Source organism: Flexivirga aerilata (assembly GCF_013002715.1).
In the GTDB taxonomy this organism is placed as follows: Bacteria; Actinomycetota; Actinomycetes; order Actinomycetales; family Dermatophilaceae; genus Flexivirga; species Flexivirga aerilata.
The window spans coordinates 1,377,881-1,402,518 of record NZ_JABENB010000001.1; the positions used below are offsets into that span (position 1 = coordinate 1,377,881).

The 24,638-nt window shown below is 69.1% G+C and carries 22 protein-coding genes and 3 tRNA genes; 18 read left to right on the plus strand and 7 right to left on the minus strand.

Annotation, left to right across the window (positions count from 1 at the left end; genetic code table 11):
- Nucleotides 1-3: 3 nt before the first annotated feature.
- Nucleotides 4-801 (minus strand): SDR family NAD(P)-dependent oxidoreductase, encoded by a 798-nt coding sequence (locus tag HJ588_RS06530; RefSeq protein ID WP_171153227.1) that lies wholly within the window; start codon nt 799-801, stop codon nt 4-6.
- A 178-nt stretch (nt 802-979) separates the two neighbouring features.
- On the opposite strand from HJ588_RS06530, the gene HJ588_RS06535 reads away from it, so the two are divergent.
- From HJ588_RS06535 to HJ588_RS06545, 3 genes are all read left to right on the plus strand, one after another.
- Nucleotides 980-1,567, plus strand: a complete 588-nt coding sequence (locus tag HJ588_RS06535) for a TetR-type transcription factor C-terminal domain-containing protein (RefSeq protein ID WP_171153229.1) — start codon at nt 980-982, stop codon at nt 1,565-1,567.
- 127 nt (nt 1,568-1,694) lie between these two features.
- Nucleotides 1,695-3,416, plus strand: coding sequence for a TIGR03767 family metallophosphoesterase (locus tag HJ588_RS06540; protein ID WP_171153232.1), 1,722 nt, complete (start codon nt 1,695-1,697; stop codon nt 3,414-3,416).
- Nucleotides 3,417-3,558: 142 nt separating this feature from the next.
- A complete protein-coding gene (locus HJ588_RS06545) occupies nt 3,559-5,772 on the plus strand; it encodes a bifunctional metallophosphatase/5'-nucleotidase (protein WP_171153234.1) in 2,214 nt (737 codons plus the stop codon).
- Between the two features lie 206 nt (nt 5,773-5,978).
- On the opposite strand, the gene HJ588_RS06550 is transcribed toward HJ588_RS06545, so the two are convergent.
- Both HJ588_RS06550 and HJ588_RS06555 read right to left on the minus strand, forming a co-directional pair.
- Nucleotides 5,979-6,935, minus strand: coding sequence for a Dyp-type peroxidase (locus tag HJ588_RS06550; RefSeq protein ID WP_171153236.1), 957 nt, complete (start codon nt 6,933-6,935; stop codon nt 5,979-5,981).
- A gap of 80 nt (nt 6,936-7,015) precedes the next feature.
- Nucleotides 7,016-7,513 (minus strand): YajQ family cyclic di-GMP-binding protein, encoded by a 498-nt coding sequence (locus HJ588_RS06555; RefSeq protein WP_171153238.1) that lies wholly within the window; start codon nt 7,511-7,513, stop codon nt 7,016-7,018.
- Nucleotides 7,514-7,676: 163 nt separating this feature from the next.
- On the opposite strand from HJ588_RS06555, the gene HJ588_RS06560 reads away from it, so the two are divergent.
- Nucleotides 7,677-7,760: transfer RNA gene (locus tag HJ588_RS06560), tRNA-Tyr, on the plus strand.
- Between the two features lie 77 nt (nt 7,761-7,837).
- Here HJ588_RS06560 and HJ588_RS06565 read toward each other — a convergent pair.
- Nucleotides 7,838-8,653: a MerR family transcriptional regulator gene (locus HJ588_RS06565; RefSeq protein WP_171153240.1), complete on the minus strand. Its 816-nt coding sequence runs from the start codon at nt 8,651-8,653 to the stop codon at nt 7,838-7,840.
- Between the two features lie 125 nt (nt 8,654-8,778).
- Here HJ588_RS06565 and HJ588_RS06570 point away from each other — a divergent pair, with 125 nt between their 5' ends.
- Genes HJ588_RS06570 through HJ588_RS06600 form a run of 7 tightly spaced genes read left to right on the plus strand, consistent with a single transcriptional unit; the run spans nt 8,779 to nt 14,914 of the window.
- Nucleotides 8,779-9,081 carry an urease subunit gamma gene (locus HJ588_RS06570; RefSeq protein WP_171153242.1) on the plus strand — a complete coding sequence of 101 codons (303 nt, stop codon included), beginning with the start codon at nt 8,779-8,781 and terminating at the stop codon, nt 9,079-9,081.
- 55 nt (nt 9,082-9,136) lie between these two features.
- Nucleotides 9,137-9,487 (plus strand): urease subunit beta, encoded by a 351-nt coding sequence (locus HJ588_RS06575; RefSeq protein ID WP_343036618.1) that lies wholly within the window; start codon nt 9,137-9,139, stop codon nt 9,485-9,487.
- On the plus strand, nt 9,480-11,177 hold the full coding sequence (locus tag HJ588_RS06580; protein WP_171153244.1) for an urease subunit alpha: 1,698 nt from the start codon (nt 9,480-9,482) through the stop codon (nt 11,175-11,177). The genes HJ588_RS06575 and HJ588_RS06580 overlap by 8 nt, the downstream gene beginning before the upstream one ends.
- Before the next feature lie 17 nt (nt 11,178-11,194).
- A complete protein-coding gene (locus HJ588_RS06585) occupies nt 11,195-11,851 on the plus strand; it encodes an urease accessory protein UreF (RefSeq protein ID WP_171153246.1) in 657 nt (218 codons plus the stop codon).
- Nucleotides 11,844-12,560 carry an urease accessory protein UreG gene (ureG, locus tag HJ588_RS06590; RefSeq protein ID WP_343036619.1) on the plus strand — a complete coding sequence of 239 codons (717 nt, stop codon included), beginning with the start codon at nt 11,844-11,846 and terminating at the stop codon, nt 12,558-12,560. The genes HJ588_RS06585 and ureG overlap by 8 nt, the downstream gene beginning before the upstream one ends.
- Nucleotides 12,529-13,245 (plus strand): urease accessory protein UreD, encoded by a 717-nt coding sequence (locus tag HJ588_RS06595; RefSeq protein ID WP_171153251.1) that lies wholly within the window; start codon nt 12,529-12,531, stop codon nt 13,243-13,245. Before ureG ends, HJ588_RS06595 begins: the two co-directional genes overlap by 32 nt.
- Nucleotides 13,246-13,300: 55 nt before the next feature.
- On the plus strand, nt 13,301-14,914 hold the full coding sequence (locus tag HJ588_RS06600; RefSeq protein ID WP_171153253.1) for a purine-cytosine permease family protein: 1,614 nt from the start codon (nt 13,301-13,303) through the stop codon (nt 14,912-14,914).
- Nucleotides 14,915-14,950: 36 nt separating this feature from the next.
- Here the strand turns inward: HJ588_RS06600 and HJ588_RS06605 are convergent, their stop codons facing one another.
- The gene (locus tag HJ588_RS06605; protein ID WP_171153255.1) at nt 14,951-15,823 is read right to left on the minus strand and encodes an EamA family transporter; all 873 of its coding nucleotides are present in this window, start codon (nt 15,821-15,823) and stop codon (nt 14,951-14,953) included.
- Nucleotides 15,824-15,901: 78 nt separating this feature from the next.
- Between HJ588_RS06605 and HJ588_RS06610 the strand changes: the two genes are divergently transcribed.
- A complete protein-coding gene (locus tag HJ588_RS06610) occupies nt 15,902-17,356 on the plus strand; it encodes an MFS transporter (RefSeq protein ID WP_171153257.1) in 1,455 nt (484 codons plus the stop codon).
- Nucleotides 17,357-17,548: 192 nt separating this feature from the next.
- On the opposite strand, the gene HJ588_RS06615 is transcribed toward HJ588_RS06610, so the two are convergent.
- The gene (locus HJ588_RS06615; RefSeq protein WP_171153259.1) at nt 17,549-19,477 is read right to left on the minus strand and encodes an acyl-CoA dehydrogenase family protein; all 1,929 of its coding nucleotides are present in this window, start codon (nt 19,475-19,477) and stop codon (nt 17,549-17,551) included.
- A 32-nt stretch (nt 19,478-19,509) separates the two neighbouring features.
- Complete coding sequence (locus HJ588_RS06620) at nt 19,510-20,220, minus strand: TetR/AcrR family transcriptional regulator (RefSeq protein WP_171153261.1); 711 nt, start codon at nt 20,218-20,220, stop codon at nt 19,510-19,512.
- Between the two features lie 92 nt (nt 20,221-20,312).
- On the opposite strand from HJ588_RS06620, the gene HJ588_RS06625 reads away from it, so the two are divergent.
- The 6 genes from HJ588_RS06625 (at nt 20,313) to rpmG (ending at nt 24,445) form a co-directional block, all read left to right on the plus strand.
- A complete protein-coding gene (locus HJ588_RS06625; protein WP_171153263.1) occupies nt 20,313-21,590 on the plus strand; it encodes an acetyl-CoA C-acetyltransferase in 1,278 nt (425 codons plus the stop codon).
- A gap of 46 nt (nt 21,591-21,636) precedes the next feature.
- Nucleotides 21,637-23,004: a 3-oxoacyl-ACP reductase gene (locus tag HJ588_RS06630; protein ID WP_171153266.1), complete on the plus strand. Its 1,368-nt coding sequence runs from the start codon at nt 21,637-21,639 to the stop codon at nt 23,002-23,004.
- A gap of 78 nt (nt 23,005-23,082) precedes the next feature.
- Nucleotides 23,083-23,952: a MaoC/PaaZ C-terminal domain-containing protein gene (locus HJ588_RS06635; RefSeq protein WP_171153268.1), complete on the plus strand. Its 870-nt coding sequence runs from the start codon at nt 23,083-23,085 to the stop codon at nt 23,950-23,952.
- A gap of 75 nt (nt 23,953-24,027) precedes the next feature.
- Nucleotides 24,028-24,100: transfer RNA gene (locus HJ588_RS06640), tRNA-Thr, on the plus strand.
- Between the two features lie 46 nt (nt 24,101-24,146).
- Nucleotides 24,147-24,220, plus strand: a tRNA-Met gene (locus HJ588_RS06645).
- Between the two features lie 54 nt (nt 24,221-24,274).
- Nucleotides 24,275-24,445: a 50S ribosomal protein L33 gene (gene rpmG, locus HJ588_RS06650; protein WP_171153271.1), complete on the plus strand. Its 171-nt coding sequence runs from the start codon at nt 24,275-24,277 to the stop codon at nt 24,443-24,445.
- Nucleotides 24,446-24,638: the final 193 nt, after the last annotated feature.

Genomic DNA, 24,638 nt, shown 5'->3' on the forward strand with positions numbered 1-24,638 from the left:
CCTTCACTTCTCGTCTGCTCCCAGTTGGTCCACGCGCGCCTGCAACCGCTGCATGCCGCCGAGCCATTTGTCGGTGTTGCTCGCCCGGAAGGCGAAATAGTCCTTGACCTCCGGGTGCGGCAGCACCAAGAACTCTTCGGCCGCAACGGCTTTCACCAGTGCGTCGGCGACGTCGGCCGGCTGCAGCGCACCGTCGTGACCGATCACCGCGGCGAGTGCGCCGTCGTTCGGTCCGGGGTACATGTCGGTGCGCACACCCTGCGGGCAGATCGCGTGCACGTCGATGCCGCGGTGGCCGTAGGTCGCGGCGAGCCACTCGGCGAACGCCTCGGCACCGTGCTTGGTGACGGCATACGTCGGCTGGCCGAGGATGGTGAGCAGCCCGGCGGCGGACGCGGTGACCACGAAGCGGCCGTGGCCACGCTCGAGCCAGCCGGGGATGAGCAGCCGTGCGGCGCGCACGTGCGCCAGCACGTTGATCTCCCACGACGACGACCACTCGGCCTCGGAGCTTTCCAGGCCTTCGCCGCGCGCGACGCCGGCGTTGCCGACCCAGACGTCGATGTCCCCGCCGAAGTGCGCGCGCGCCTGGTCGACGACCGACCGCACGCCGTCCTCGGTGCCGATGTCCGCGGTCACCGGATGCGCCCCGATCGCCTCGGCGGTCTCTGTCAGTTCGTCCGGCAGCACGTCGGTCACCACGACCCGGCTGCCCTCGTCGGTCAGCCGCTGCGCGATGGCGGCTCCGATGCCGCGCGCAGCACCGGTCACCACGACCGTGCGATCGGTCCATTCGGTCACGGGGAGTGCTCACTCCTTGGGGTGCAGGCTGGAACTGGCAAAGTAACGGGCAAAGCATCGGGCAAGTAACGGGCAAGACAGCAACCAAAACGCTGACTAAGCGCTTGCTTAGCGTCGCACGCTGGGGCATGCTCGTCAACGAGAAGCCGATTTCAGCGTAGAGGAAGCGAATCACCGAGTGTCCCTGCCGGCAGCGGAGTCGACCCGCACCAAGTTGCTCGACGCGGCGCGGGATGCCTTCGCGGCAAAGGGTTTTCACGGCACGACGACGCGCGACATCGCGGCCGCGGCCGGTATGTCGCCGGCTGCGGTCTACGTGCACCACCGCACCAAGGAGTCGCTGCTCTACGCCATCTCGCTCGCCGGCCACGAGGCGACGCTGCAGTCCCTGCGGGACGCCCGCGACGGTGCCGAGGGGCCGCCGGCGCAGCTGACCGCGATGGTGCACACGTTCGTCCTGGGACACACGACCGCACACACGATGGCCCGCGTGGTCAACTACGAGCTGGCCGCACTCACCGACGAGCACCGGGCCACGATCGATGGTCTCCGGCACGCCATCCAGCTGCTGATCCGCGAGGTCCTCGCCGACGGGGTTGCGACGGGAGACTTCGACTGCGCCGAGATCGGCATGACGACCAACGCGATCATGGGCATGTCGATCGACGTGGCGCGCTGGTATGTCGAGGACGGCGACTGGTCGCCGGAGCGCATCGCCGAGCACAACGCCCAGATGGCGTTGCGGATGGCCGGCCACCGGGAGTAGGCACCGCAAGGAGGCGGGAACGCTCGGCCGTCGTTCCGGAAACCGTGGTCGCCCGTTCACCCATCAGCACCGACTTTCTGGAAGTGTCGGACGGAGCCCCGCAACCGCCCCGAAAGGCCGCCCCGCCATGCCCGAGATCTCCCGTCGTTCGCTGCTCATCGCCGGAGCCGGGGCCGCCGGCGCAGGTGTGCTCGGCTGGGGCGCCCCTGGCACAGCGCGTGCCGCCGACACCGGCGCGCGCCGGGCCTACAGCGTGCGCGGCACCACCCTCGAGCAGGTCGCCACCCCGGTGAAGACGAGCGGCTACAGCCGGCTCGCGGCCGGCCCCGGCTACCCGCTCGTGGTGCGCACCGACCTGGCGGCCGGCACGGCGAGACGGGATGACACGCGGGTCGCGCTCGCGTCGTTCGTGCAGCTCACCGACCTGCACGTGATCGACGCCCAGTCGCCGATGCGGTTCGAATTTCTGCGCACCGCGACCGGATCGGCGTTCCGGCCGCACGAAGCACTCGGCACGCAGGGCACCAGCCAGCTGGTCCGCCGGATCAACGACATCGGCCGCGGACCGTTCTCCGGCCGCGTCTTCGACTGCGTGGTGTCGACCGGTGACAACACCGACAACCACGAGACCGTCGAGCTCGACTGGTTCCTCACCCTCCTGAACGGCGGCACCGTCACCCCCAACACCGGTGACCCGAAACGCTGGGAAGGCGCCCAGACCAGCGGCAACTCCTTCTACTACAACCCGCAGGATCCCGCGAAGGACGACTACAAGGACGCCGGGTTTCCTTACCTGCCAGGCTATTTCGCACGTGCCACGGCAGCTCACACGAGTCCGGGACTGCACACCAAGTGGTTCAGCGTCTTCGGCAACCACGACGACTCGGTCGAGGGCACGCTGCCGTCCGACTGGGGCCTGCTCAAGGCGGTCTACACCGGCGACTTCAAATTCACCGGCTTCTCCTCCGGCGGCGCCGACAGTGCCCTGCGGGCCGCGGTGCAGGGCGGCGCGACCGCGATCCTCGGCATGTCCTCGGCGCTCCGCACCGGCACCAAGGTGACTCCTGACCAGCGGCGAAAGCCGTTCACTCCCAAGGAATACATGCAGGCTCACCTCGCCGCGGGTGCGACCGGCGCCGGGCCGGTCGGGCACGGCTTCACCGCGGAGAACGTCGCGACCGGCAACGGCTACTACACCTTCGAGATCGCCCCTGGTGTCACCGGCATCGCCCTCGACTCGACCAACCGTGCCGGCTTCACCGACGGCTCGCTGGGGCATCAGCAGTACACCTGGCTGATCGACGTCCTCGAGCGCGGGTCGAGCCACTACTACGACAGCTTCGGCCGGAAGGTGACCAAGGCCGGAGTGCAGGACAGCTACTTCGTGGTGTTCAGCCACCACACGTCGGACAGCATGGGCAACCTGCTGATCGCCCCGGACCGCCTGGAGATCCGGCACTCCGGCCCGGACGTGCGCGGGGTGCTGTCCCGCTTCCCGAACGTCCTGGCCTGGGTCAACGGGCACACCCACGACAACCGGATCACCGCCCGCGGGCACGCGGTGCCGGAGCGGAGCTGGTGGGAGATCAACACCGCCTCGCACATCGACTTCCCGCAGCACGCGCGCATCATCGACGTCTGCGACAACCGCGACGGCACGATCTCGCTGTTCACCACGCTGGTCGAGTCGGCCGCTCCCTACCAGGCGTCGTATGGCGCAGGCGACGCCGCGTCACTGGCGTCGCTCTACCGGGAGTTCTCCTACAACGACCTGGCGATGGACCCTCAGCGGACCGGCGGTGCGGGGGACCACAACACCGAGCTCCTGCTCACCAAGCCCGGCAGCTGACCCTTCGCACCGGCACGGAAACCTTCGAAGAACATCGGCGCAACCGGGCCCGCAGGTGCAGGTCCTGGGCCAAGATGAGGGGCTGGAGCGGGTCCGAGGGGAGGGCCCGCCCCGCCCCCATCCATCACGTTCCGGAGGACTTATGAAGCACACCCGTGTTGCGGGCGCTGCCGCCGCGGTCGCCGTCGGCGCCGCGCTCGTCGTACCCACGGCGAGCGCGGCCACGAAGGTCGACAAGCTCGACGCTAACCTCACGCCGCTCAACTTCGTCAACACCAACGACTTCCACGGTCACTTCACCAAGGATTTCGCCTGCGCGGTGACCTCGGCCAAGCGGGAACTGCCCGGCACGACGTTCCTCTCCGCGGGCGACAACATCGGCGGCTCGCCCTTCGAGTCGGCGTCGCAGAACGACGACCCGGCGATCGACTACCTGAACGCCCTGGGCCTGCAGGCCTCCGCGGTCGGAAACCACGAGTTCGACAAGGGATTCAGCGATCTGACCGGCCGCGTGCAGCAGCGTGCGGACTGGACCTACCTGGGCGCGAACGTCTACAAGGCGGGTACGACGACGCCGGCGCTCCCGTCATACAAGATCATCGACGTGAACGGCGTGAAGGTCGGCGTCGTCGGCGCGGTGACCAAGGACGTGCCGAGCCTGGTCGCCAAGCCCGGCATCGCCGGCCTCGACTTCGGCGACCCGGTGCCCGCGGTCAGCAAGGTGGCCAAGGAGCTGAAAGATGGCAACCCGGCCAACGGTGAGGCGGACGTCGTCATCGCCGAATATCACGAGGGCGCGCCGATGGGCGGGGACGGCGTGACGCTGGCGCAGGACGAGGCGGCCAGCTCGCAGTTCAAGGAGATCGTGCAGCAGACCGACAAGTCGGTCGACGCGATTTTCACCGGCCACACCCACATGCTCTACGCGTTCGACGCGCCGGTGCCCGGTGGTCAGGGGACCCGCCCGGTCGTGCAGACCGACTTCTACGCGCAGTACCTCGGGGTGCTGCAGCTGGGCTACAACAAGCAGACCGGCAAGGTCGAGCAGTACAACGTGGCCAACCGCGAGGTGACCGCGCCGACCGCCGCGTGCGCGAGCGACCCGGCATACACCAAGGCCGCGAACATCGTCGACACCGCCAATGCCAAGGCCAAGGAGATCGGCCAGCAGCAGATCGGCACGCTGACCGCCGACATCACGACCGCCTACAAGGACGGCTCCCGCGACGACCGCATGCGCGAGTCCACGCTGTCCAACACGATCGCGCAGAGCTACGTCGACTCCCTCAACAAGCCCGGCCGCGACGGCGGCGTCACCATCGGCGTGATGAACCCGGGCGGGGTGCGCGCGGAGTTGCTCGCCAGCAACGGCGGCAAGATCACGTATGCCGACGCGGCCTCGATCATGCCGTTCAACAACACGGTGCAGACGATCGACGTGACCGGCGCGCAGTTCAAGGCCGTGCTGGAGCAGCAGTGGCAGCCGGCCGGCAGCTCGCGGCCGTTCCTGAAGCTCGGGCTGTCCAAGAATGTCACCTACACCTTCGACCCGAGTGCGCCCGACGGCAGCCACATCACGTCGGTCACGATCGACGGCAAGCCGCTCGCCGACAGTGCGACCTACAAGGTGGCGTCCAACTCCTTCCTGCTCGCCGGCGGCGACAACTTCACCGCGTTCGCCAAGGGCACCAACTCTCGCGACTCCGGCCTGATCGACCAGAGCCTGTTCGTGGAATGGATCAAGGAGCACAGCCCGCTCAGCCCGAGCTTCGCCAAGAACGGCGTGGCGGTGGAGAACCAGCCGACGCAGGTGACCGCCGGTCAGCAGACGAAGATCACCGTGTCCGGTCTGGACCTGACCAGCCTCGGGTCGCCGACCACGACGTCGGTGGAGGTGCTCCTCGGGGGCAAGAGCCTCGGCACCTTCCCGGTGACCAAGGCGCTGAGCAGCACGCCGCCGTTCCCCTCGCGCAACGAGACCGCGGACATCGTCGTCACCATCCCTGCCGATGTCGCTGCGGGACCGGCCGCCCTGGTCGTGAAGGCCGCGCAGACCGGCACGACCGTCACCATGCCGGTGACCGTGGTGGCCGGTAGCGAGCCGTCCCAGTCGCCGTCGCCGTCGGGCAGCGACACGACCTCGCCCTCGCCGTCGGGCAGCGACACGACGTCACCCACGGGCACTGAGACCGGCACCGAGACGGCAACCGGCAGCTCGTCGGTGACCGGGCCGCCGATCATCACCGACGGCGGTGCGGGCGGCAGCGGCAACGACCGGGCGCTGCTGCTCGGTGGCGGCGCGCTGCTCCTGCTCGGCGCTGGGGTGACACTGATCGGCCGTCGCGTACGCGGCTGAGCCGTCATACCTCCGCGCGGGCCGGGCCCGCCCCGAGCAAGGGGTGCGGACCCGGCCCGCATCGGTCGACCACGTGTAATGCTCGAAGGTCCGCGGGAGATCCTGGCCGACGATTCATGACGAGACCACACGACGAACCCGCCCGGAATCGGTTGATTCCGAGCGGGTTTCGCCGTGTGGTCGTCGCGTGGGCGGGGCAGGCCGACCTAGTCGTCGAGAGCCGCGAGGAAGCCGCGGGACGGGACGAAGAAGGTGTTGCCGGTGACTGCCGTCGAGAAGTCGAGGATGCGGTCGTACTTGCCGGGCGGGTCGCCGATGAACATCCGCTCCAGCATCTTCTCGGTGACCCAGAGGTGCCGGGAGTAGCCGATGAAGTAGGTGCCGTACTCGCCCTTGCCCGGCGTCGCGAACGGCATGTTGTCGCGCAGGATGTCGTGCTCGACGCCCTGGTCGTCGGTGATCGTGCAGAGGGTCTTGTGCGACTTCTGCGCGTCGCCCTCGGCGTCGGGCAGCTCGACGTTGTCGAACTTGGTGCGGCCGATGACCTGCTCCTGGTCCTCGGTCGTCTGCTTGCGCCAGTCGCCGAGCTGGTGCAGGTACTTCTGCGTCACGACGTAGCTGCCGCCGGTGTAGTCGGGGTCCTCGTCGCCGATCGTGGTGGAGAACGGCTGGTCGAGACCGGCCGGGTTGGCGGTGCCGTCGACGAACTCCAGCAGGTCGCGGTCGTCGAAGTAGCGGAAGCCCGCCACGTCGTCGACGGCGGTCACCGAGTCGCCGAACGCCTCCAGCAGGATCTTCTCGAACTCGATGATCAGGTCGGTGGTGTCGGCCCGCACGTGGTAGAGCAGGTCGCCGGGCGTGGAGACCGCGGTGTGCTTGGACCCCTTGATCTCCTGAAAAGGCTTGAGCTCCTTGGGTTTCGGCTTGCCGCCGGTCAGGCCGTCCCACACGCGGTCGGCGATGCCGACATTGGCGGTGAAGATGTTCTTCAGCGACCGGATGCGGACGTCCTTGATGAGGTCGCCGGTGCTGGCGACCACCGACCGGGCCTTCGCCATGGCCTCGTCGCCGTCGTTGACGGTGAGCACGAGGAACGCGGCAGCACGCGTCAGCGGGTTGTCGATGTACTGGGGCTGGCTGTCGATCTGCTTCTGATCCACCATGTTTCGAGAGCCTAGTTGGCCGGCTGGCCAGTGTGGGGCGAGTCCAGAAACCAGCTGGCCCGACCGCTTGTGCCCCGCGCCTACCGGTAGTTGGTGAACTGCAGCGCGACGTCGAGGTCGGCGGCCTTGAGCAGCCGCTGCACCTCCTGCAGGTCGTCGCGGGACTTGCTGGTGACGCGGAGTTCGTCGCCCTCGATGCGGGACTTGACCGACTTCGGGCCTTCGTCGCGGATGATCTTGGAGATCTTCTTGGCGTTCTCCTGGCTGATGCCGTCCTTGAGGGTCGCCTCCAGCCGGTACTCCTTGCCCGACACCTTCGGCTCGCCGTCGTCGGACAGTTCGAGCGCCTTCAGCGAGACGCCGCGCTTGACCAGCTTGGTCTGGAAGACGTCGAGCACCGCGAGCACCCGCTCGGGCGCGTTGGCCTTCATCAGGATCTTCTCGCCGGACCAGTCGATCTCGGCGCCGACGCCGCGGAAGTCGAAGCGGGTGGAGATCTCCTTCGCGGCCTGGTTGAGGGCGTTGCTGACCTCCTGCTTGTCGGTCTTGCTGACGATGTCGAAGGACGAGTCGGCCATGATCGTGTCGCTCCTTGCGTGGGTGGTGGGTGCGGGTGGTGCGTGCAGGTGGTGGGGTTCGGAGGTGGGGTCCGAGGGCTCGGTCCCCGAGTATGCCGCGTACGCCCGCGCGCGCTCGATTGGCACCGGTGGCGGCAGGCTTGTTATCCTCGTCCACGCACTCGCCAGGTTGCCCGAGCGGCCAATGGGAGCGGACTGTAAATCCGTCGCGAAAGCTACCAAGGTTCGAATCCTTGACCTGGCACCACGTGCACGAAGGCCCCGACCGGTTGGTCGGGGCCTTCGCCATACCCACGTCATACCCACGTCAGATCGAGGGCCGCCTCAGCCGATGGGCAGGTAGATCTCGGTGACCAACTGCTCCGGCGGGGTGCTGCGCACGTCGTTGAGGTAGACGTAGCGCATGCCGCCGGTGCCGGGCGTGCCACGGTCGGCCGCCCAGCGCGCGAGCTGGTCGCAAGCGTCACCGATCTCGGTGTAGGGGCCGGTCAGCGTCGCCCGCACCGCCCGCTGCTGCGGGAGGTCACGGGAGCTGAGCGGCGCAGCCGCCGTCGTACCGGCCGGCACCTGGACGAAGATCTCCTTGTCCACGTCCTGCTCCTGGAACTCGTCGTCCAGGTCGAGCGCGCCGCACGGCCCGTCGACCGCGATGCGCTGGCGTTCCACCTCCGGCAGCAGCCGGTCCCAGAGCCGGCCCTCGTCGGCATACGTCGGGATGGTGTCGCGCAACGCGACGACGTGGCGTGCCTCGAAGGGGTGTTCGTCGATGGTCACAGACATGGTCAGTTCCTTCCGATGCGTCTCGCGCATCTTGTCGAGTAGGTCCAGACGGTGTTGCGCGGCCCGGGTCTCGTCCACGAGAACCGCGCGCTGCTGCTCCAGCGCGGAGGTGAAGGTGGAGGTGCCGCGGGCGGCCAGAAGGGCACCGATGGCGGGCACGCCGAACCCCACGTCACGCAGCTGTCGCACGAGCATCGCGTCGCCGACCTGGCTGGGCGCGTAGAGCCGGTAGCCGGTGTCGGCACGGACCTGCGCCGGCACGAGCACACCGTGTGCGTCGTAGTGGCGCAGCATCCGCACGCTGAGGCGGGTGAGCGACGAGAACCTGCCGATCGGGATGAGGTTCGAGGTGTCGGTCATGGCACGAGCTTGGCCGCTGACACGGTGTGAGGGTCAAGCGGTCAGCGTTGACGTCGGCGAAACACGCCGGACACACGGCCTTGGTTGACTGGCGCGACGCCGACCTCGGAAGGAAACGTTTTCAGATGCACCTGTCCCCAGCGGACACCGAGAAGCTGCTGCTCTCGGTCGCCGGCATGGTGGCGCGCGACCGGCTGTCGCGCGGCGTCCGGCTGAACCATCCCGAGTCGGTGGCGTTGCTTGCCTGCTGGGTGATCGAACGGGCCCGCGAGGGTGCGACGGTCACCGCCTTGATGGATGAGGGTCGGTCGGTCCTGGAGCGGGGCCAGGTCATGGACGGCGTGCCGGAGCTGATCACCGACGTGCAGGTGGAGGCGACCTTCCCGGACGGCCGCAAGCTGGTCACGCTGCATCACCCGATCCAGTGAGCGATCCCATGCGAGAGGCGATGTGCGAGGCCATGGTGCGAGTGGGAGGTGCCCTGTGACAGGCGACGCAGCCGGCCCCGGCGCGATCCGCGTGCGGCCCGGCACGATCACGCTCAACGCCGGCCGCGCACGGCGTCGGGTGGTGGTGCTCAACACCGGTGACCGGCCGATCCAGGTGGGTTCGCACCTGCACCTGCCCGACGCGAACACCGCCCTGTCCTTCGACCGTGACGCGGCGCGGGGCTTCCGGCTCGACATACCGAGTGGCACTTCGGTGCGTTTCGAGCCCGGTGTCACCCGGGAGGTCGACCTGGTCGCCCTCGCCGGGCGCCGCCGGGTGCCCGGGCTCCAGGTCCCGGAGCGCCGCTCCTGGGACACCTCGGGGGAGGGCCGGATCGATGGCTGACCTCGACCGGGAACGCTATGCCGCGCTCTACGGCCCGACCACCGGCGATCAGCTGCGGCTGGCCGACACCGACCTGTGGATCGAGATCGAGGACGATCTGACCGTTGGCGGCGACGAAGCGGTGTTCGGCGGCGGCAAGTCGATCCGGGAGTCGATGGCGCAGGGTATGGCGGCACGCGCCGACGGTGCGCTCGACACCGTCATCACCAACGTCGTCGTGCTGGACCACTCCGGCATCGTGCGCGCCGACGTCGGCATCCGGGACGGCCGCATCGCGGGCATCGGTCACGCCGGCAACCCCGACATCAGCGACGGCATCGACGAAGACTTGCTGATCGGAGCGGGCACCGATGTCATCTCCGGTGAGGGGCGCATCCTCACCGCGGGCGGCATCGACGCGCACGTGCACTTCCTGTCGATGAGCCAGGTCCACGAGGCGCTCGCCGCGGGTCTGACCACACTGGCCGGTGGCGGCACCGGTCCGTCCGAGGGCTCGAAGGCCACCACCGTCACGCCCGGTCCGTGGCACCTGCGCGGTGTGCATCGGGCGCTCGACGACGCGCCGGTCAATCTGCTGCTGATGGGCAAGGGCAACACGGTCAGCAGGGACGGCCTGCGTGAGCAGGTGCTCGGCGGGGCCGCGACCTTCAAGATCCACGAGGACTGGGGAGCGACACCGGCTGCGATCGACGCTGCCCTCCGCGCCGCCGACGAGTTCGGGGTGCAGGTGACGCTGCACAGCGACAGCCTCAACGAGGCGGGGTATGTCGATTCGACGCTGCGTGCGATCGGCGGCCGCGGCATTCACGCCTTCCACACCGAGGGCGCCGGCGGCGGGCACGCCCCCGACATACTCACGATCGCGTCGCACCCGAATGTCCTTCCGGGCTCTACCAATCCGACGTTGCCGCACACGGTCAACACGGTCGCCGAGCACCTCGACATGCTGATGGTCTGTCATCACCTCAACCCGGCGGTGCCGGAGGATTTGGCCTTCGCCGAGTCGCGGATCCGCGCCACGACGATCGCGGCCGAGGACGTGCTGCACGACCTCGGGGCACTCTCGATCACCTCCAGCGACGCGCAGGCGATGGGCCGGATCGGCGAGGTGATCACCCGCACCTGGCAGGTGGCGCACGTGATGAAGCAGCGGTTCGGTGCGCTCGGCGGCCCGGCCGACAACACGCGCGCGAAGCGGTATGTCGCCAAGTACACGATCAATCCGGCGATCGCGCACGGGATCGACCACGAGGTGGGGTCGGTCGAGGCCGGCAAGCTCGCCGATCTGGTGCTGTGGGACCCGGGACACTTCGGGGTCAGACCCCAGCTGGTGATCAAGGGCGGCGCGATCGTGTGGGCGGCGCTCGGTGACCCGAACGCCTCGATCCCGACTCCGCAGCCGGTGCTCATGCGCCCCGCGTTGGTGACGGGTGCCGGTCATGACCACGCGGTGTCGTTCGTCGCCCCGGTCGCCCTGGCCGATGGTTTGGAGCAGCGGCTGGGGCTGCGGCGTCGCCTGGTCGGGATCACCCCGACCCGTGACCTGACGAAGGCGGACATGGTGCACAACGACGCGCTGCCGCGCATCGAGGTCGACCCCGAGACCTTCACCATCCGCATCGACGGCGAGGTCATCACACCTGCGCCCGCCGCCGAATTGCCTCTGGCCCAACTGTATTCGATGTTCTGACGGTTCTGACGGTTCTGATGGATGTGCTCGCTTCCCTTCTTGGTGACGCGAGGCTGCCCACCGGAGGTCACACCCAGTCGGCCGGGCTCGAGCCGGCGCTCGCGGCCGGACTGCCGGTCGCCGAGGTGCCCGACTATCTCGCCTTCCGGCTGCGCACGGTCGGGCTCGTCGATGCCGGCGCCGCCGTCGTCACCCGGCATCGACTCCTCGCCGGACTGCCCGTGCAACCGGTCGTGGACGCATGGGCCGCCCGCACCCCCAGCCACGTCGCGCGCGAAGCCGCCTTGGCGACCGGCCGCGGCTATCTGCGCTTCCTCCAACGCTTCTGGCCGTATGCCGCAGCGACCGCCGCGATGCTCGATCTGGCGACGCCGGTGCGTCCCATTGCGCTCGGGGCGGTTGCGGCCGCGGCTGGGCTCGATGCGAACGCTCTGGCGCGGTCGATGAGTTACGACGAGGCCCAGACGGTCACGGCGGCGACGCTGAAGCTGGAGCCGCTCGATCCGTTGGACGCGACCGGCTGGGTGCTGGCCGCGCAGCCGGAGATGGACCGGCTCACCGCCGCGGTGGTCGACCTCACCGATCCCGCCGATCTGCCCGCACCTGCCGCGCCCATGCTCGACGAGTGGTGCCTGGACCATGCCCGATCCGACCGGAGGTTGTTCCGTGCCTGAAACCCGAGAATTCACCGACCTGCCGCAGCGTGCGGTGCGGATCGGTGTGGCCGGCCCGGTGGGCACCGGGAAGAGTTCGTTGATCGCGACCGTCTGCCGCAGCCTCGCCGACCGGCTGCGGCTCGGCGTGATCACCAACGACATCTACACCGACGAGGACGCCCGATTCCTGCGCGCCGCAGGGGTCCTCGCGCCCGAACTCATCCGGGCGGTCGAGACGGGAGCCTGTCCGCACACCGCGATCCGCGACGACATCACTGCCAACGACCTGGCGGTCGGCGACCTGGAGGCCGACCACGGCCCGCTCGACCTGGTGTTGGTCGAGTCGGGTGGCGACAACCTGACCGCGACCTTCTCGCCGGCACTGGTGGACGCCCAGTTGTTCGTGCTCGACGTGGCCGGCGGTGGCGACGTCGTGCGCAAGGGCGGCCCCGGCATCTCGCGCGCGGACCTGCTGGTGATCAACAAGACCGACCTCGCCGTGCATGTGGGCGTCGACGTAGACCGCATGGTGCGGGAGGGTCGCGAGGTGCGCGGGGAGCGGCCGGTCATCGCGCTGTCGCGCAACGACCCGGCATCCGTCGATGCGCTGAGCGCCTGGGTGCTCGGCCTGGTCGACGCACAGCGGGCCGGCCGGCACACCCCGCACGATCCGGGGCCGATGGCGCCGCACACCCATGCAGACGACCACGATCACCGCCACAGCTGACGGGGCCGGCGGCTGCCGGCTCGTCCTGCGGTCCGGCCTGCTCGCCCCGCGCGTCGTCCGTCGCTCGGGCACAGCCGTCGAGGTCGCCCTACTCGCGACCACCGCGACCCTGCTCGGCGGGGACCACGCTCGCGTCGACATCCGGGTCGGCTCGGGCTGCCGCGTGACGATCGTCGACGTGGCCGCGACTGTCGCCTATGACGCGGGTGGTCAGAAATCCTTCTGGGACAACCTGATTCACGTCGAGGACGGCGGCGCGCTGTGCTGGCTGGCGGAGCCGCTGGTGGTCGCCGACGGTGCCCACGTGCAGCGGGCGACCTCAGCGGCGGTCGCGTCCGGCGCGCGCCTCGTGCTGCGCGAGGCGCTGATGCTCGGGCGGCATCAGGGAGTCGGCGGCGTGCTGGACGCCCGCACCCGGATCGACTACGACGGACGCCCTGCCGTCGTCGAGGATCTGGTGCTCACCCCGCAGTCGCGCCGGCAGCGCCCGTTGATCGGCGATCACCGCTTCGTCGACACGGTGACCGCGGTCGGCTTCCGGCCGGTGTCCGAGGGGCCTGCGCCGACCTACCGGCTGGCGGTGCCGGGCGCGCAGAGCCGGCGCCTGTCGAGCGCCGCGCACGCCTCCGACATACCGCGGATCGCGCGCGACTGGGCGGGTCAGGCGCTGTCGCCGGAGTCTTAACAAGCCTGTCGCGCAAGGTAACTCGGCCGAAACAAGGAGTCGGCACGCTACCGGAATGACAGTGACTGAGCAGGTCGAACGCGGCAACGCAGGTGAGACGCTCGAAGACTTCACGCTGCGCTTCGCGCCGCGCAGCTATCGGCGTTGGGGGCCGGGTGTGGTCGCGACCTCAGCCCTCGGCGGCATCGCCTACCTGGCCGATTTCGCCATCGGCGCCAACATCGGCATCCAGCACGGCACCGCCAATGCGCTCGGCGGGATCGCGCTCGCGGCGCTCATCATCTTCGTGACCGGCGTGCCCCTCGCGATCTATGCCGCGCGCTACAACCTCGACCTCGACCTCATCACCCGAGGCTCCGGATTCGGTTACTACGGCTCGATTCTGACCAATCTGATCTTCGCGTCGTTCACCTTCATCTTCTTCGCGCTCGAGGGTTCGATCATGGCCCAGGGTTTGCAGCTCGGCCTCGGGATCCCGCTCTGGCTGGGTTATCTCGTGTCGAGCGTGCTGGTGATCCCGTTGGTCGTCTACGGCATGCGGGTGCTGTCGAAGCTGCAGTTCTGGACGACCCCGCTGTGGCTGGTCCTGATGGGCGCGCCGCTCGCCTACCTGCTGCTCGCGCACCCGGGGAGTGTCTCGTCGTTCATGGACTATCAGGGTGAGAGCGGCCGGTCGGGGACCTCGCTGAGCGCGATGATGCTGGCCGCTGGTGTCTGTCTGTCATTGATCGCGCAGATCGCCGAGAACATCGACTACCTGCGGTTCATGCCGCCGAAAACCCCTGACAACGCGCGGCGTTGGTGGTCGGCCGTGCTCCTGGCGGGTCCCGGCTGGGTGGTCTTCGGGGCGGCGAAACAGGTCATCGGCCTGTTCCTCGCGGTCTACCTGCTCTCCTCGGCCGGTGCCGGCGCCACGGTCGCGAACGAGCCCGTGCACCAGTTTCTCGTCGCCTATCGCGAGATGATGCCCGGCTGGCTGGCGATGACGCTGGCCGTCGTGCTCGTGGTGGTGTCGCAGATCAAGATCAACGTGACCAACGCCTACTCCGGCTCACTCGCGTGGACCAACTCGTTCACCCGCATCACCAAGCACTATCCCGGGCGGCTCGTCTTCGTGTTCGTCAACGTCGGGATCGCGTTGGTGCTCATGGAAGGCAACATGTTCACCTTCCTCAACGACATCCTCTCGTTCTACGCCAACCTCGGCATCGCCTGGATCGTGGCGGTCGCGAGCGACATCGCGATCAACAAGTGGCTGCTGGGGCTGTCGCCGCGCGTCCCGGAATATCGCCGTGGCCTGCTGTATGCCGTCAACCCGGTCGGCTTCGGCGCGGTCGTGCTCGCGGGCGGGTTGTCGATCGCGACCTATTTCGGCGCACTCGGCGAGACGCTCAAGCCGTTCTCGCCGCTCGTCGCCGTGGTGCTCGCCGCCGTCCTGCCGCCGGCGATCGCCGTGGCCACCCGCGGCCGCTACTACCTCAAGCACGGCGACGACGGAATCCTCCTGCCGATGCTCGACGAGCACGGCAATCCGTCCGCCGCCGAGATCGACTGCATCGTGTGCGCCCAGGTCTTCGAGCGCCCCGATCTGGTCGCCTCCGCGACCGGCGCCGGGCCGGTCTGCTCCCTCTGCCTCGCCACCGACAGCTCGGGCGTGCACGTGCGCTGACGGCCACCGCGGGATGCGGGGTGGCCGCAGGCGGCCTCAGGCGGCGATCAGCGCGATCCCGGCGAGCACGACGACGGCGCCGGCGAGCTTGCGGGCCGGGCGGGGCTCCTTGAACAGCCACCAGGCGAGCAGCGCACCCACCACGATGCTCGACTCGCGGGCCGGTGCGACGAGTGCGACCGGGGTGGTCGTCATCGCCTGCAGCACCAGCACGTAGGCCAGCGGGGAGAGCACCGCGATCACGGCGACCTCGCGCCAGTGGTCGTGCAGGATCCGTCGCATCGTCCCGCGCTGCCCGCGCAGCGCGGGCGCCATCAGCAGTGACTGCCAGGCCGCGGTGAGCGCGAAGTAGGGGATCGGCAGCAGCGCGAGCTCGGTCATCGCGTGGTCGTCCCAGAGCGTGTATGACGCAATCGTCAGCCCGGTGAGCGTGCCCCACAGGATCCCGCTGTATGCCGAATGTCGCTGCACCGCATGGCCTTCCGGCGCCCGAGCAGTCGCGACGATCGCGACGCCGGCCACGACGACCAGACCACCGGCGACACCCAGCAGCCCGGGTCGTTCGCCGAGCGCGGCGATCGCGAAGACCATGGTGATCAGCGGACCGGTGCCGCGGGCGACCGGATAGACCACGCCGAGATCGGCGTTGTCATAGCCGGTCTGCAGGGCCAGACCGTAGAGGTTGTGGAACAGCCCGGACAGGGCGCTCGCGAGTAGCAGCGGCCAGTCGATCGAGGAGTCGCTGCGCAGCAGCACGACTGCCCCGATCGGCAGCCACAGCGCCGCCGACAGCAGCGCGTAACAGAAGACGAAGACCTGGCTGCCGCCCTGCACCCGTTTGGCCGCGATGTTCCACACCGCGTGCAGCACCGCGGCGGTCAGCACCAGGGCGAGGGCGGCTAGGGACACCGGACCGACCCTATCGATCGGCCGCATGCGGGACCGGGTCAGGGGAATGATGGCGGGTATGGCGACCTTGGACAGTCAATGACCGACGACGGACAGCCGACGAGCGACGAGCAGGCAGGCGACCGGAAGTTGCTCTCGCTGAGTGAGCCGGCCGGCAAACGGCTGCTCGCCACGACCGTGCTCGGCTCGGGGATGGGCTTCCTCGACGGGACCGTCGCCAACGTCGCCCTGCCGCACATCGGCGACGACCTGCACGCGGACCTCGCCGGCCTGCAGTGGGTGGTGAACGGCTACACGCTGTCGTTGGCGTCGCTCATCCTCGTCGGCGGCTCGCTCGGCGACCGGCTCGGCCGCAAGCGCGTATATGCCTGGGGGATAGCCGGTTTCGCGGTGGCCTCGGTGCTGGTCGCGATCGGTCCGACGATCGAGACCGTGGTGCTCGCCCGGGTGCTGCAGGGTGTCTTCGCGGCACTGATGACGCCGGGTTCGCTGGCGATGCTGCAGGCGTCCTTCCGCCCGGAGGACCGGATGCGGGCGATCGGCGCATGGACCGGCACGCTCGGCATCGCGACCGCGGCCGGGCCGGTGATGGGCGGCTGGCTGGTCGGGATCGACTGGCGCATCGCCTTCTGGATCAACGTGCCGCTCGCGGCGATCGTGCTGTGGCTGCTGAAGCCGGCGCCGGAGTCGCGCGACGAGGACGACGTCTACCGCTTCGACTGGTGGGCGGTGGTGCTCGCGCCGGTCACGCTCGCCGGCATCACCTGGGCGCTCACCGCGTGGCCGGACACCGGCCCGTCCGCCACGACCGTCGGAGCCTTGGTCGTCGGCATCCTCGCCGGCGTCGCGTTCGTACTCTTCGAGCTGCGGGAGCCGCACCCGATGCTGCCGCCCGCGATCTTCGCCTCCCGCGACTTCTCGGTGATCAACATCGTGACGCTGTTCGTCTATGCGGCGCTCTCCGGCTCGATGCTCTTCCTCGCGATCTTCCTGCAGGTGAGCGCCGGCTGGTCGCCGCTCGAGGCGGGCGCGGCAACGGTCCCCGTCTCGATCATCATGTTCTTCCTGGCGTCCCGTTTCGGTGCGGTGGCAACGAAATTCGGTGCGCGCACCCCGATGGTCGCCGGGTCCGCCGTGCTGACCGTCGGCTTCGCGTGGCTCGCGCTCGCGCCGGACGGCCCGTCATACGTCGGCCAGATCCTGCCGGGGGTGATCCTGATGGGCCTTGGGCTGTCGATGCTCGTCGCGCCGCTCACCGGCACCGTGCTGGCGGCGGTGCCCGACGAGGAGTCCGGTCTCGCGAGCGGCATCAACAACGCGGTCTCGCGCACCGCCGGGCTGCTCGCCGTCGCGGTGCTGCCGCTGTTGGTCGGGCTGTCCGGCACCGCCTACCGCGACCCCGCAGCCGTCGGCGACGCCTACCGCGCGTCGATGTGGTGGTGTGCCGCGCTCGTGGCGGTCGGCGGCATCCTCACCGCCGTCGCGCTGCGGTCGCCGGCCAGCGAGGCACAGCCGGCGACGACCGAGGGCTGACCGCACCCTCCACCCGCGTGCAGAAGTCGCGACGGTTGCGGGCTGTGCACGCGGGATCGGCGTACGGCGTGCACAAGTCGCGACGGTCGCGGGCTGCGCACGCGGGATCGGCGTACGGCGTGCAGAAGTCGCGACGGTTGCGGGCTGCGCACGCGGGACTCGCCCCGCTCGGCCACGCCCAACCCAGCCCACCTACTGCGCGATCGGCGCGGTGATCAGTTCGTCGGGTATGCCGAGCGCGTCCACGAGCGTGAGCGCGTGCGGGCGCAACTCGCGGCACAGGTCGTTGACCGAGGCGGTGACCGCGCGGGAGCGGGTGGTGTTGATCCGGCCGTGCTCGATGAACCACGCCTTGTCCTGCTCGATCGAGCTCAGCGCGTAGAGCGTGAGCACCCGGCCGAGCAGATCCTTGGCGGCTCCTGCGGTCATCCCCTCGTGCGCCTCCAGGGCAGCCTCCAGCACGCACCGGTCGATGTGCGCCCGCGCGGCGAAGAGCACGTGGTCCTGCGCCGCGTTGAACAGCTCGAAAGCGTTGTCCTTGGTGGCTTTTCGCAGCCGGTTGCCGAGGGTTTCGAGCACGTGCTCCGCGCGCTGCTCAAACATCGACAACGCCCAGGACAGACTGTCGGTGGCCGAGTCGTCGTCGCGACCCGTCGCGGTGTCGATCAGCCGCTGGAGGCCGGCGCGGCCGGCGGTGCGCTCCACGAGCCGGTCACCGAGCTGGCCGGCGATCTTGCCGACCATGCCCATCGCGTCCAGGTCGCCCCACATCTCCTTGTAGTCGGTGAGCAGCCCCTTGGCCGCGAGCTGCAGCAGCACGGTGTTGTCGCCCTCGAACGTCGCGAAGACGTCGACATCGGCGTGCATCTGCACCAGCTGGTTCTCGGCCATGTAACCCGCGCCGCCGCACGCCTCCCGGCAGGCCTGGATCGTGTCGAGCGCGTGCCAGGTGGTGACTGCCTTGAGTCCCGCGACTCGCGACTCCAGCTCCCGTTGTCCTTCCTGATCCGGCTCGGCGCCCTCGCCCTGCAGCTCCTGCAGGCGCTCGGTGACGGCGTTCTGCGCGAAGCTCAGTGCGTAGGCCTTGGCCAGCCGCGGGAGCAGATTGCGTTGGTGCGCAAGGTAATCGAGGATGACGTTCTCCTGCTCGGCGCCCGGTGCGGAGAACTGCCGGCGGCTGCTGCCGTAGCGAATGGCGATTGCCAGAGCCTTCTTCGCGGCCGCGCCCGAGCCGCCCCCGACGCAGACGCGCCCGCGCACGAGCGTGCCGAGCATGGTGAAGAAGCGCCGGTCCGGGTTGTCGATCGACGAGACGTAGCTGCCGTCCTCGCCGATGCCGCCGAACGCGTCGAGCAGGTTGTCCTTGGGCACCCGCACCTGCTCGAAGGCGAACGTGCCGTTGTCAACGCCGGGCAGTCCACCCTTGACGCCGTTGTCGCCGATCGTCACGCCCGGCAACGGATTTCCCGCCTCGTCGCGCACCGGCACCAGCACCGCGTGGACTCCGTGCCCTCTGTGTCCGCCGTCCGTGCCGTCCGTGCCGTCCTCGGTGCGCAGCTGCGCGAAGACCACCGCCATCCGGGCGTCCTTCGCGGCATTGCCGATGTAGGTCTTGACCGCGGACTCGGTCGGGGTGTCGATGATCAGCTCGTGCGTCGAATCGTCATACGTTGCAGTGGTTTCCAGTGCCTGGACGTTGCTGCCGTGGCCGACCTCGGTCATCGCGAACGACCCGAGCAGCTTCGCGGTCATGATGTCCTCGAGGTAGGCCTTGTGGTGGCGTTCGGTGCCGAGGCGCGCGACCGCGCCGCCGAACAGCCCGAACTGCACGCCGACCTTGACCAGCAGCGACAGGTCGCCGAGCGCCTGCATCTCGAAGAGCACGCACGACGCGGCGTAGTCGAACTCGCCGCCGAACGCGGTCGGGAAGCCGACCCGGCCATATCCCTCGTCCGCGATGCGCTGCAGCGATTTCGTTGTCAGCTCACGGTGTTCGGCGATGCTCAAGCCGTTTGGCGCAAGCATCCACTCGGCCGAGAGTTCCTCGCGGGCCTGCCGGCGCAGGTCGGCCCACCGGCCGTCGAGGGTGTCACGCAGCTCGGTGACGATCGGGTCGCTCATCACACTCTCCTTCGAGGTGGTGTTGCTGGCGGTCAGGCTTCTCGCGATGTTGCCGGGTCCTCTCCCGGGTCGATGCCGAGCACGCCGGTCAGGCCGACCGATGCGAACGCCGCAAGATGCCGCACGACGACCTCCCTCGGCGGGCGGTCGGGGTCGGCTAGCCAGCGGTCCGCCGACTCTCGCACGAAACCGATGAGTCCGTGTGCCCAGATGCGCGCAGCCGTGGTGTCCTGCCCGGCCGCACGCAGGGCGTCGGCGAAGATCGGCGCGAGCACCTGGGCGATCGTGTCGCTGATGCCGGCGACCGGGTCCTGCTCGGGGGAGACGTTGAGCGTCGGGCGGCGGACCACGAAGCGGTAGACCTCGGGATCGCGCTCCACCTGGCGCAGGTAGCTGTCGATGACGGCCTCGATGAGCGCACGCGCGTGGCCGGCGAACGGCGTGGCGCCGGTCGTCGTGCCCACGGCATCGACCTCGCTCAGCACCTTCTGCACGTCGCCGAGGATGCGGTTGTCGACGCTCTCGCAGACCGCGAGGTAGAGCCCCATCCGATCGCCCAAGTGGCGGTAGATGACGGTCTTGCTGGTGCCGGCCTCGGCCGCGATCTCGTCCATGCCGACCGCGGCCCCGTGGCTGCGGATGGCGCGCACCGCGGCGTCGATGAGTTCGCGGCGGCGCTGCTCGCGATGTTGCGTCCACCGCGCGTCGCGACCGTCGACGCGGGTCTCCTCCGGCATACCCATGACAGCCGAGAGTATCCGAAACTCGCTGTACCTGCTACTCTCGGTATCGGTAATTTCACCCGCTCAGTTCGACCCCCAAGGGAGACTCCCTCATGAGCCCTCGTGACGTTTACGTCCTCGGTGGCAACCGGATCCCGTTCGTGCGATCCGGTGGCAAATACCTCAAGGCGTCCAATCAGGACATGCTGACCAGCGCGATCGACGGGCTCGTCTCGCGCTACGGCCTGGCAGGCGAGCGCCTCGGGGAGGTCGCGGCCGGTGCGGTGCTGAAGCACTCGCGCGACTTCAACCTCACCCGCGAGTCCGTGCTCGGCTCGCACCTGTCGCCGACCACCCCGGCGTATGACGTGCAGCAGGCCTGCGGCACCGGTCTCGAGGCGGCGATCCTGGTCGCCAACAAGATCGCGCTCGGCCAGATCGACTCGGCCATCGCCGGCGGCACCGACACCACCTCCGACGCGCCGCTGTCGATCAACGACGGTCTGCGCCGCACGCTGATGAAGGCCAACTACGCCAAGACGCCGCAGCAGCGCATCTCGGCCGTGCTCAAGATCCGCCCGGCGCAGCTGGCGCCGGAGCAGCCGACCAACGGTGAGCCGCGCACCGGCCTGTCGATGGGTGAGCACCAGGCGATCACCACCAAGGAGTGGGGCATCACCCGCGAGGCGCAGGACGAGCTGACCGCGCTCAGCCACCAGAATCTCGCGGCCGCCTACGACCGCGGCTTCTTCGACGACCTGATCACGCCCTACCTCGGGGTGACCAAGGACAACAACCTGCGGCCGGACTCCACGGTGGAGAAGCTCGCCAAGCTGAAGCCGGTCTTCGGCAAGGGCGAGGGCGCCACGATGACGGCCGGCAACTCCACGCCGCTCACCGACGGCGCCTCCGCGGTGCTGCTCGGCACCAAAGAGTGGGCGGACGAGCACAAGATCACCCCGCTCGCCCGGTTCGTCGACGGCGAGACCGCGGCGGTCGACTACGTCACCGGCAACGAGGGCCTGCTGATGGCCCCGCCATACGCCATCGCGCGGCTGCTGCAGCGCAACAATCTGACGCTGCAGGACTTCGACTTCTACGAGATCCACGAGGCGTTCGCGTCCACCGTGCTGTGCCACCTGGCCGCGATGGAGAGCGCCGAGTTCTGCAAGGAGAAGCTCGGCCTCGAGGCGCCGCTCGGCTCGATCGACCGCAGCAAGCTCAACGTCAACGGCTCCTCGCTCGCCGCGGGGCACCCCTTCGCCGCGACCGGTGGCCGCATCATCGCCTCGGCCGCAAAACAGTTGCACGAGAAGGGTTCCGGCCGGGCGCTCATCTCGATCTGCGCCGCGGGTGGCCTCGGTGTGGTGGCCATTCTGGAGGCGGCGTGACGATGCACGAGCGACGCCCGCAGACGACGACAGAGGAGCGATAGACATGGCTGACACTTACTCGAACCTGGTCAACAAGAACCCCCTCGGCAAGAAGGTCGCGAGCCAGTTCGGGCTGCCCAAGCCGGCCCTGCTGCGCCGCTACAAGGAGGGCCAGCAGCTGATCGAGGGACCGGCCGCGGTCGCCGGCATCGGCTCCGCGCCGGCCGTCGCCTCCGCGTCGGCGATCGTCAAGGCGTCGGGCGGCGAGGTCGTCGAGGCCACCCCCGAGACGTCGTATGACGCCCGCCTGGCCGCGATCGTCTTCGACGCCACCCAGGCGCGCACCCTCGACCAGCTCGACGAGCTGCGCCAGGTCGTCGCCCCGGCGCTGAAGAAGACCCACTCGTCCGCGCGGCTGGTCATCATCGGCACCACGCCGAGCGAACTCTCCGACCCCGAGGCGGCCGCCACCCAGCAGGCGCTGGAGGGCATCACCCGCTCCATCGGCAAGGAGATGCTGCGCGGCGGCACCGCCAACCTGCTGTGGGTGGACGAGAAGGCGCAGGGCGACTCGGCCGTGCTGGCCGCCCCGCTGCGCTTCCTGCTGTCGAGCCGCTCGGCATACGTCTCGGGTCAGCCGATCCGGGTGCGGGACGCCGACGTGCCCGACGTCGAGGACTGGCACACCCCGCTCGCCGGGGAGACCGCCGTGATCACCGGTGCCGCCCGCGGCATCGGCGCCGAGATCGCTAAGGTGTTCGCCCGGGCCGGCGCCACCCTGATCCTGGTCGACATCCCCGCCTCCGGGGAGGCCCTGAGCAAGGTCGCCAACTCGCTCGGGGCGACCGCGTTGCAGCTCGACGTGACCGCGGCCGACGCCGGCGAGCGCATCGCCGAGGCGGTCGCGCGCAAGAGCGACAAGCTCGACGTGATGGTGCACAACGCTGGCATCACCCGCGACAAACTCTTCGTCAACACCGACGAAAACCGTTGGGGCAGTGTGCTGGACGTCAACCTGCGCGCGCAGTTCCGGATCAACAAGGTGCTGCTCGACAAGGGCGTCAAGGGCGGTCTCGCCGACGGCGGCCGGATCATCGGCGTCGCCTCGATCAGCGGCATCGGCGGCAACCGCGGCCAGTCCAACTACGCCGCGTCGAAGGCCGGCGTGATCGGCATGGTGCGCCAGCTGTCGCAGACGCTCGCCGACCGTGGCATCACCGTCAACGCGGTCGCGCCCGGCTTCATCGAGACCGAGATGACCGCCAAGATCCCGTTCGCCACCCGCGAGGTCGGCCGCCGGCTCAACTCGCTGCTGCAGGGCGGCCAGCCGGTCGACGTCGGCGAGGCGATCGCGTTCTTCGCCGAGCCGGGTTCGGCGGGCGTGACCGGCCAGGTGCTGCGCGTCTGCGGCCAGAGCCAGCTGGGCGCCTGACCACCCCACGAAGTTCTCCGCTCGTTCCTCGCTCCGATACTTCGCGGGGACCCCGACTCCAAGAACGGTGATGTCTCGATGAGTACGAAAGTGATCGAACTCAAGTCCGCGCCGTCGTTGGGCAAGCTCTATGCCAAGGCGGTCGCGTCGTCGCGCGGCCGCCGCGGCAAGGGCGGCCTGCCCGACGTCAAGGTCGTGCGCAAGGGCGTGAAGGTCGACCCCAGCGCGCTCGCCGACTACGACCACGTGTGCGGCTACACGCTGCGCGAGCAGCTGCCCGCGACCTACCTGCACAACCTGGTATTCCCTTTGCAGGTAACGCTTTTCACGCAAGGCAAGTATCCGTACCCGCTCGTCGGCAGCGTGCACCTCGACAACACGCTGACCGTCCACCGGCCGGTGACCATGGACGAGACGCTCGACCTGTCGACGTGGGCGACCAACGCCCGCCCGCACAAGAGCGGCGTGCAGGTCGACGTCGTCTCGCAGGTGCACGTCGGCGACGAGCTCGTCTGGGAGGGGCTGGCGACATACCTCTATCGCGGTCAGCGGATCGACGGCGACGTGCCGCCGCGGCCCGAGGAGGACGAGGCCCCGGACGGCCCCGGGATCATCTGGCGGCTGCCCGGTGACCTCGGCCGGCAGTTCTCCACGGTGAGCGGCGACGTCAACCCGATCCACATGCACCCGCTCAGCGCGAAGGCGATGGGCTTCCCGTCGGCGATCGTGCACGGCATGTGGAGCCAGGCGGCGATGCTCGCGGCCATCGACAACCGCCTCCCGGACGCGTATGTCGCGACGATGTCGTTCCGCAAGCCGGTCCTCATCCCGGGCACGACCCGCCTCGTCGCCCACCAGGGCGGGCAGGACGGATCGTGGGAGCTGGCGCTGCGCAACCACCGCAAGGGCACCGAGCTCGTGCGGGGGCAGGTGCGGCCGATTTCGTGATCGGAGAGGCAGTGAGGTAGCCTTTTCGCTGCGCTGCTCGGCAGGGTGACAGTCAGTCACGCGCCGGTCAGGCAGGCCCCTATAGCTCAGTCGGCAGAGCGTCTCCATGGTAAGGAGAAGGTCAACGGTTCGATTCCGTTTGGGGGCTCCGATGGGTCCGACGGTCCACCTCGCGTGGGCCGGGGCCCGTCCGAGGCGGGATAGCTCAGCTGGTTAGAGCGCACGACTCATAATCGTGAGGTCGCGGGATCGAGCCCCGCTCCCGCTACTGAACATTTCCGCATCACCCAAGACAGACACGTAATTTCGAGAGCAGGTTGCCGTGGCCAGCAAGAGCGCAGACATTCGCCCCAAGATCACCTTGGCGTGCACCGAGTGCAAAGAGCGCAACTACGTCACCAAGAAGAACCGGCGCAACAACCCCGACCGCGTCGAGTTCATGAAGTACTGCCCGCGGGACCGCAAGCACACCCTGCACCGCGAGACTCGCTGAAGTCCTCGGTCGCGGTTCCTCCTCGATCAGCGAACTCGTTCCTCGTTGCCTGATCCGATCGTCACCACGACGCCGGAATCGCCCGAACTAGTACCACTCAATGTGGACTTGTCACGTGCTCTAGCACGTGACAAGTCCACATTTCGTTGTACCAGTAGGTCGTGGGATCCGCCGTGCTCGATAGGCTCGCGGG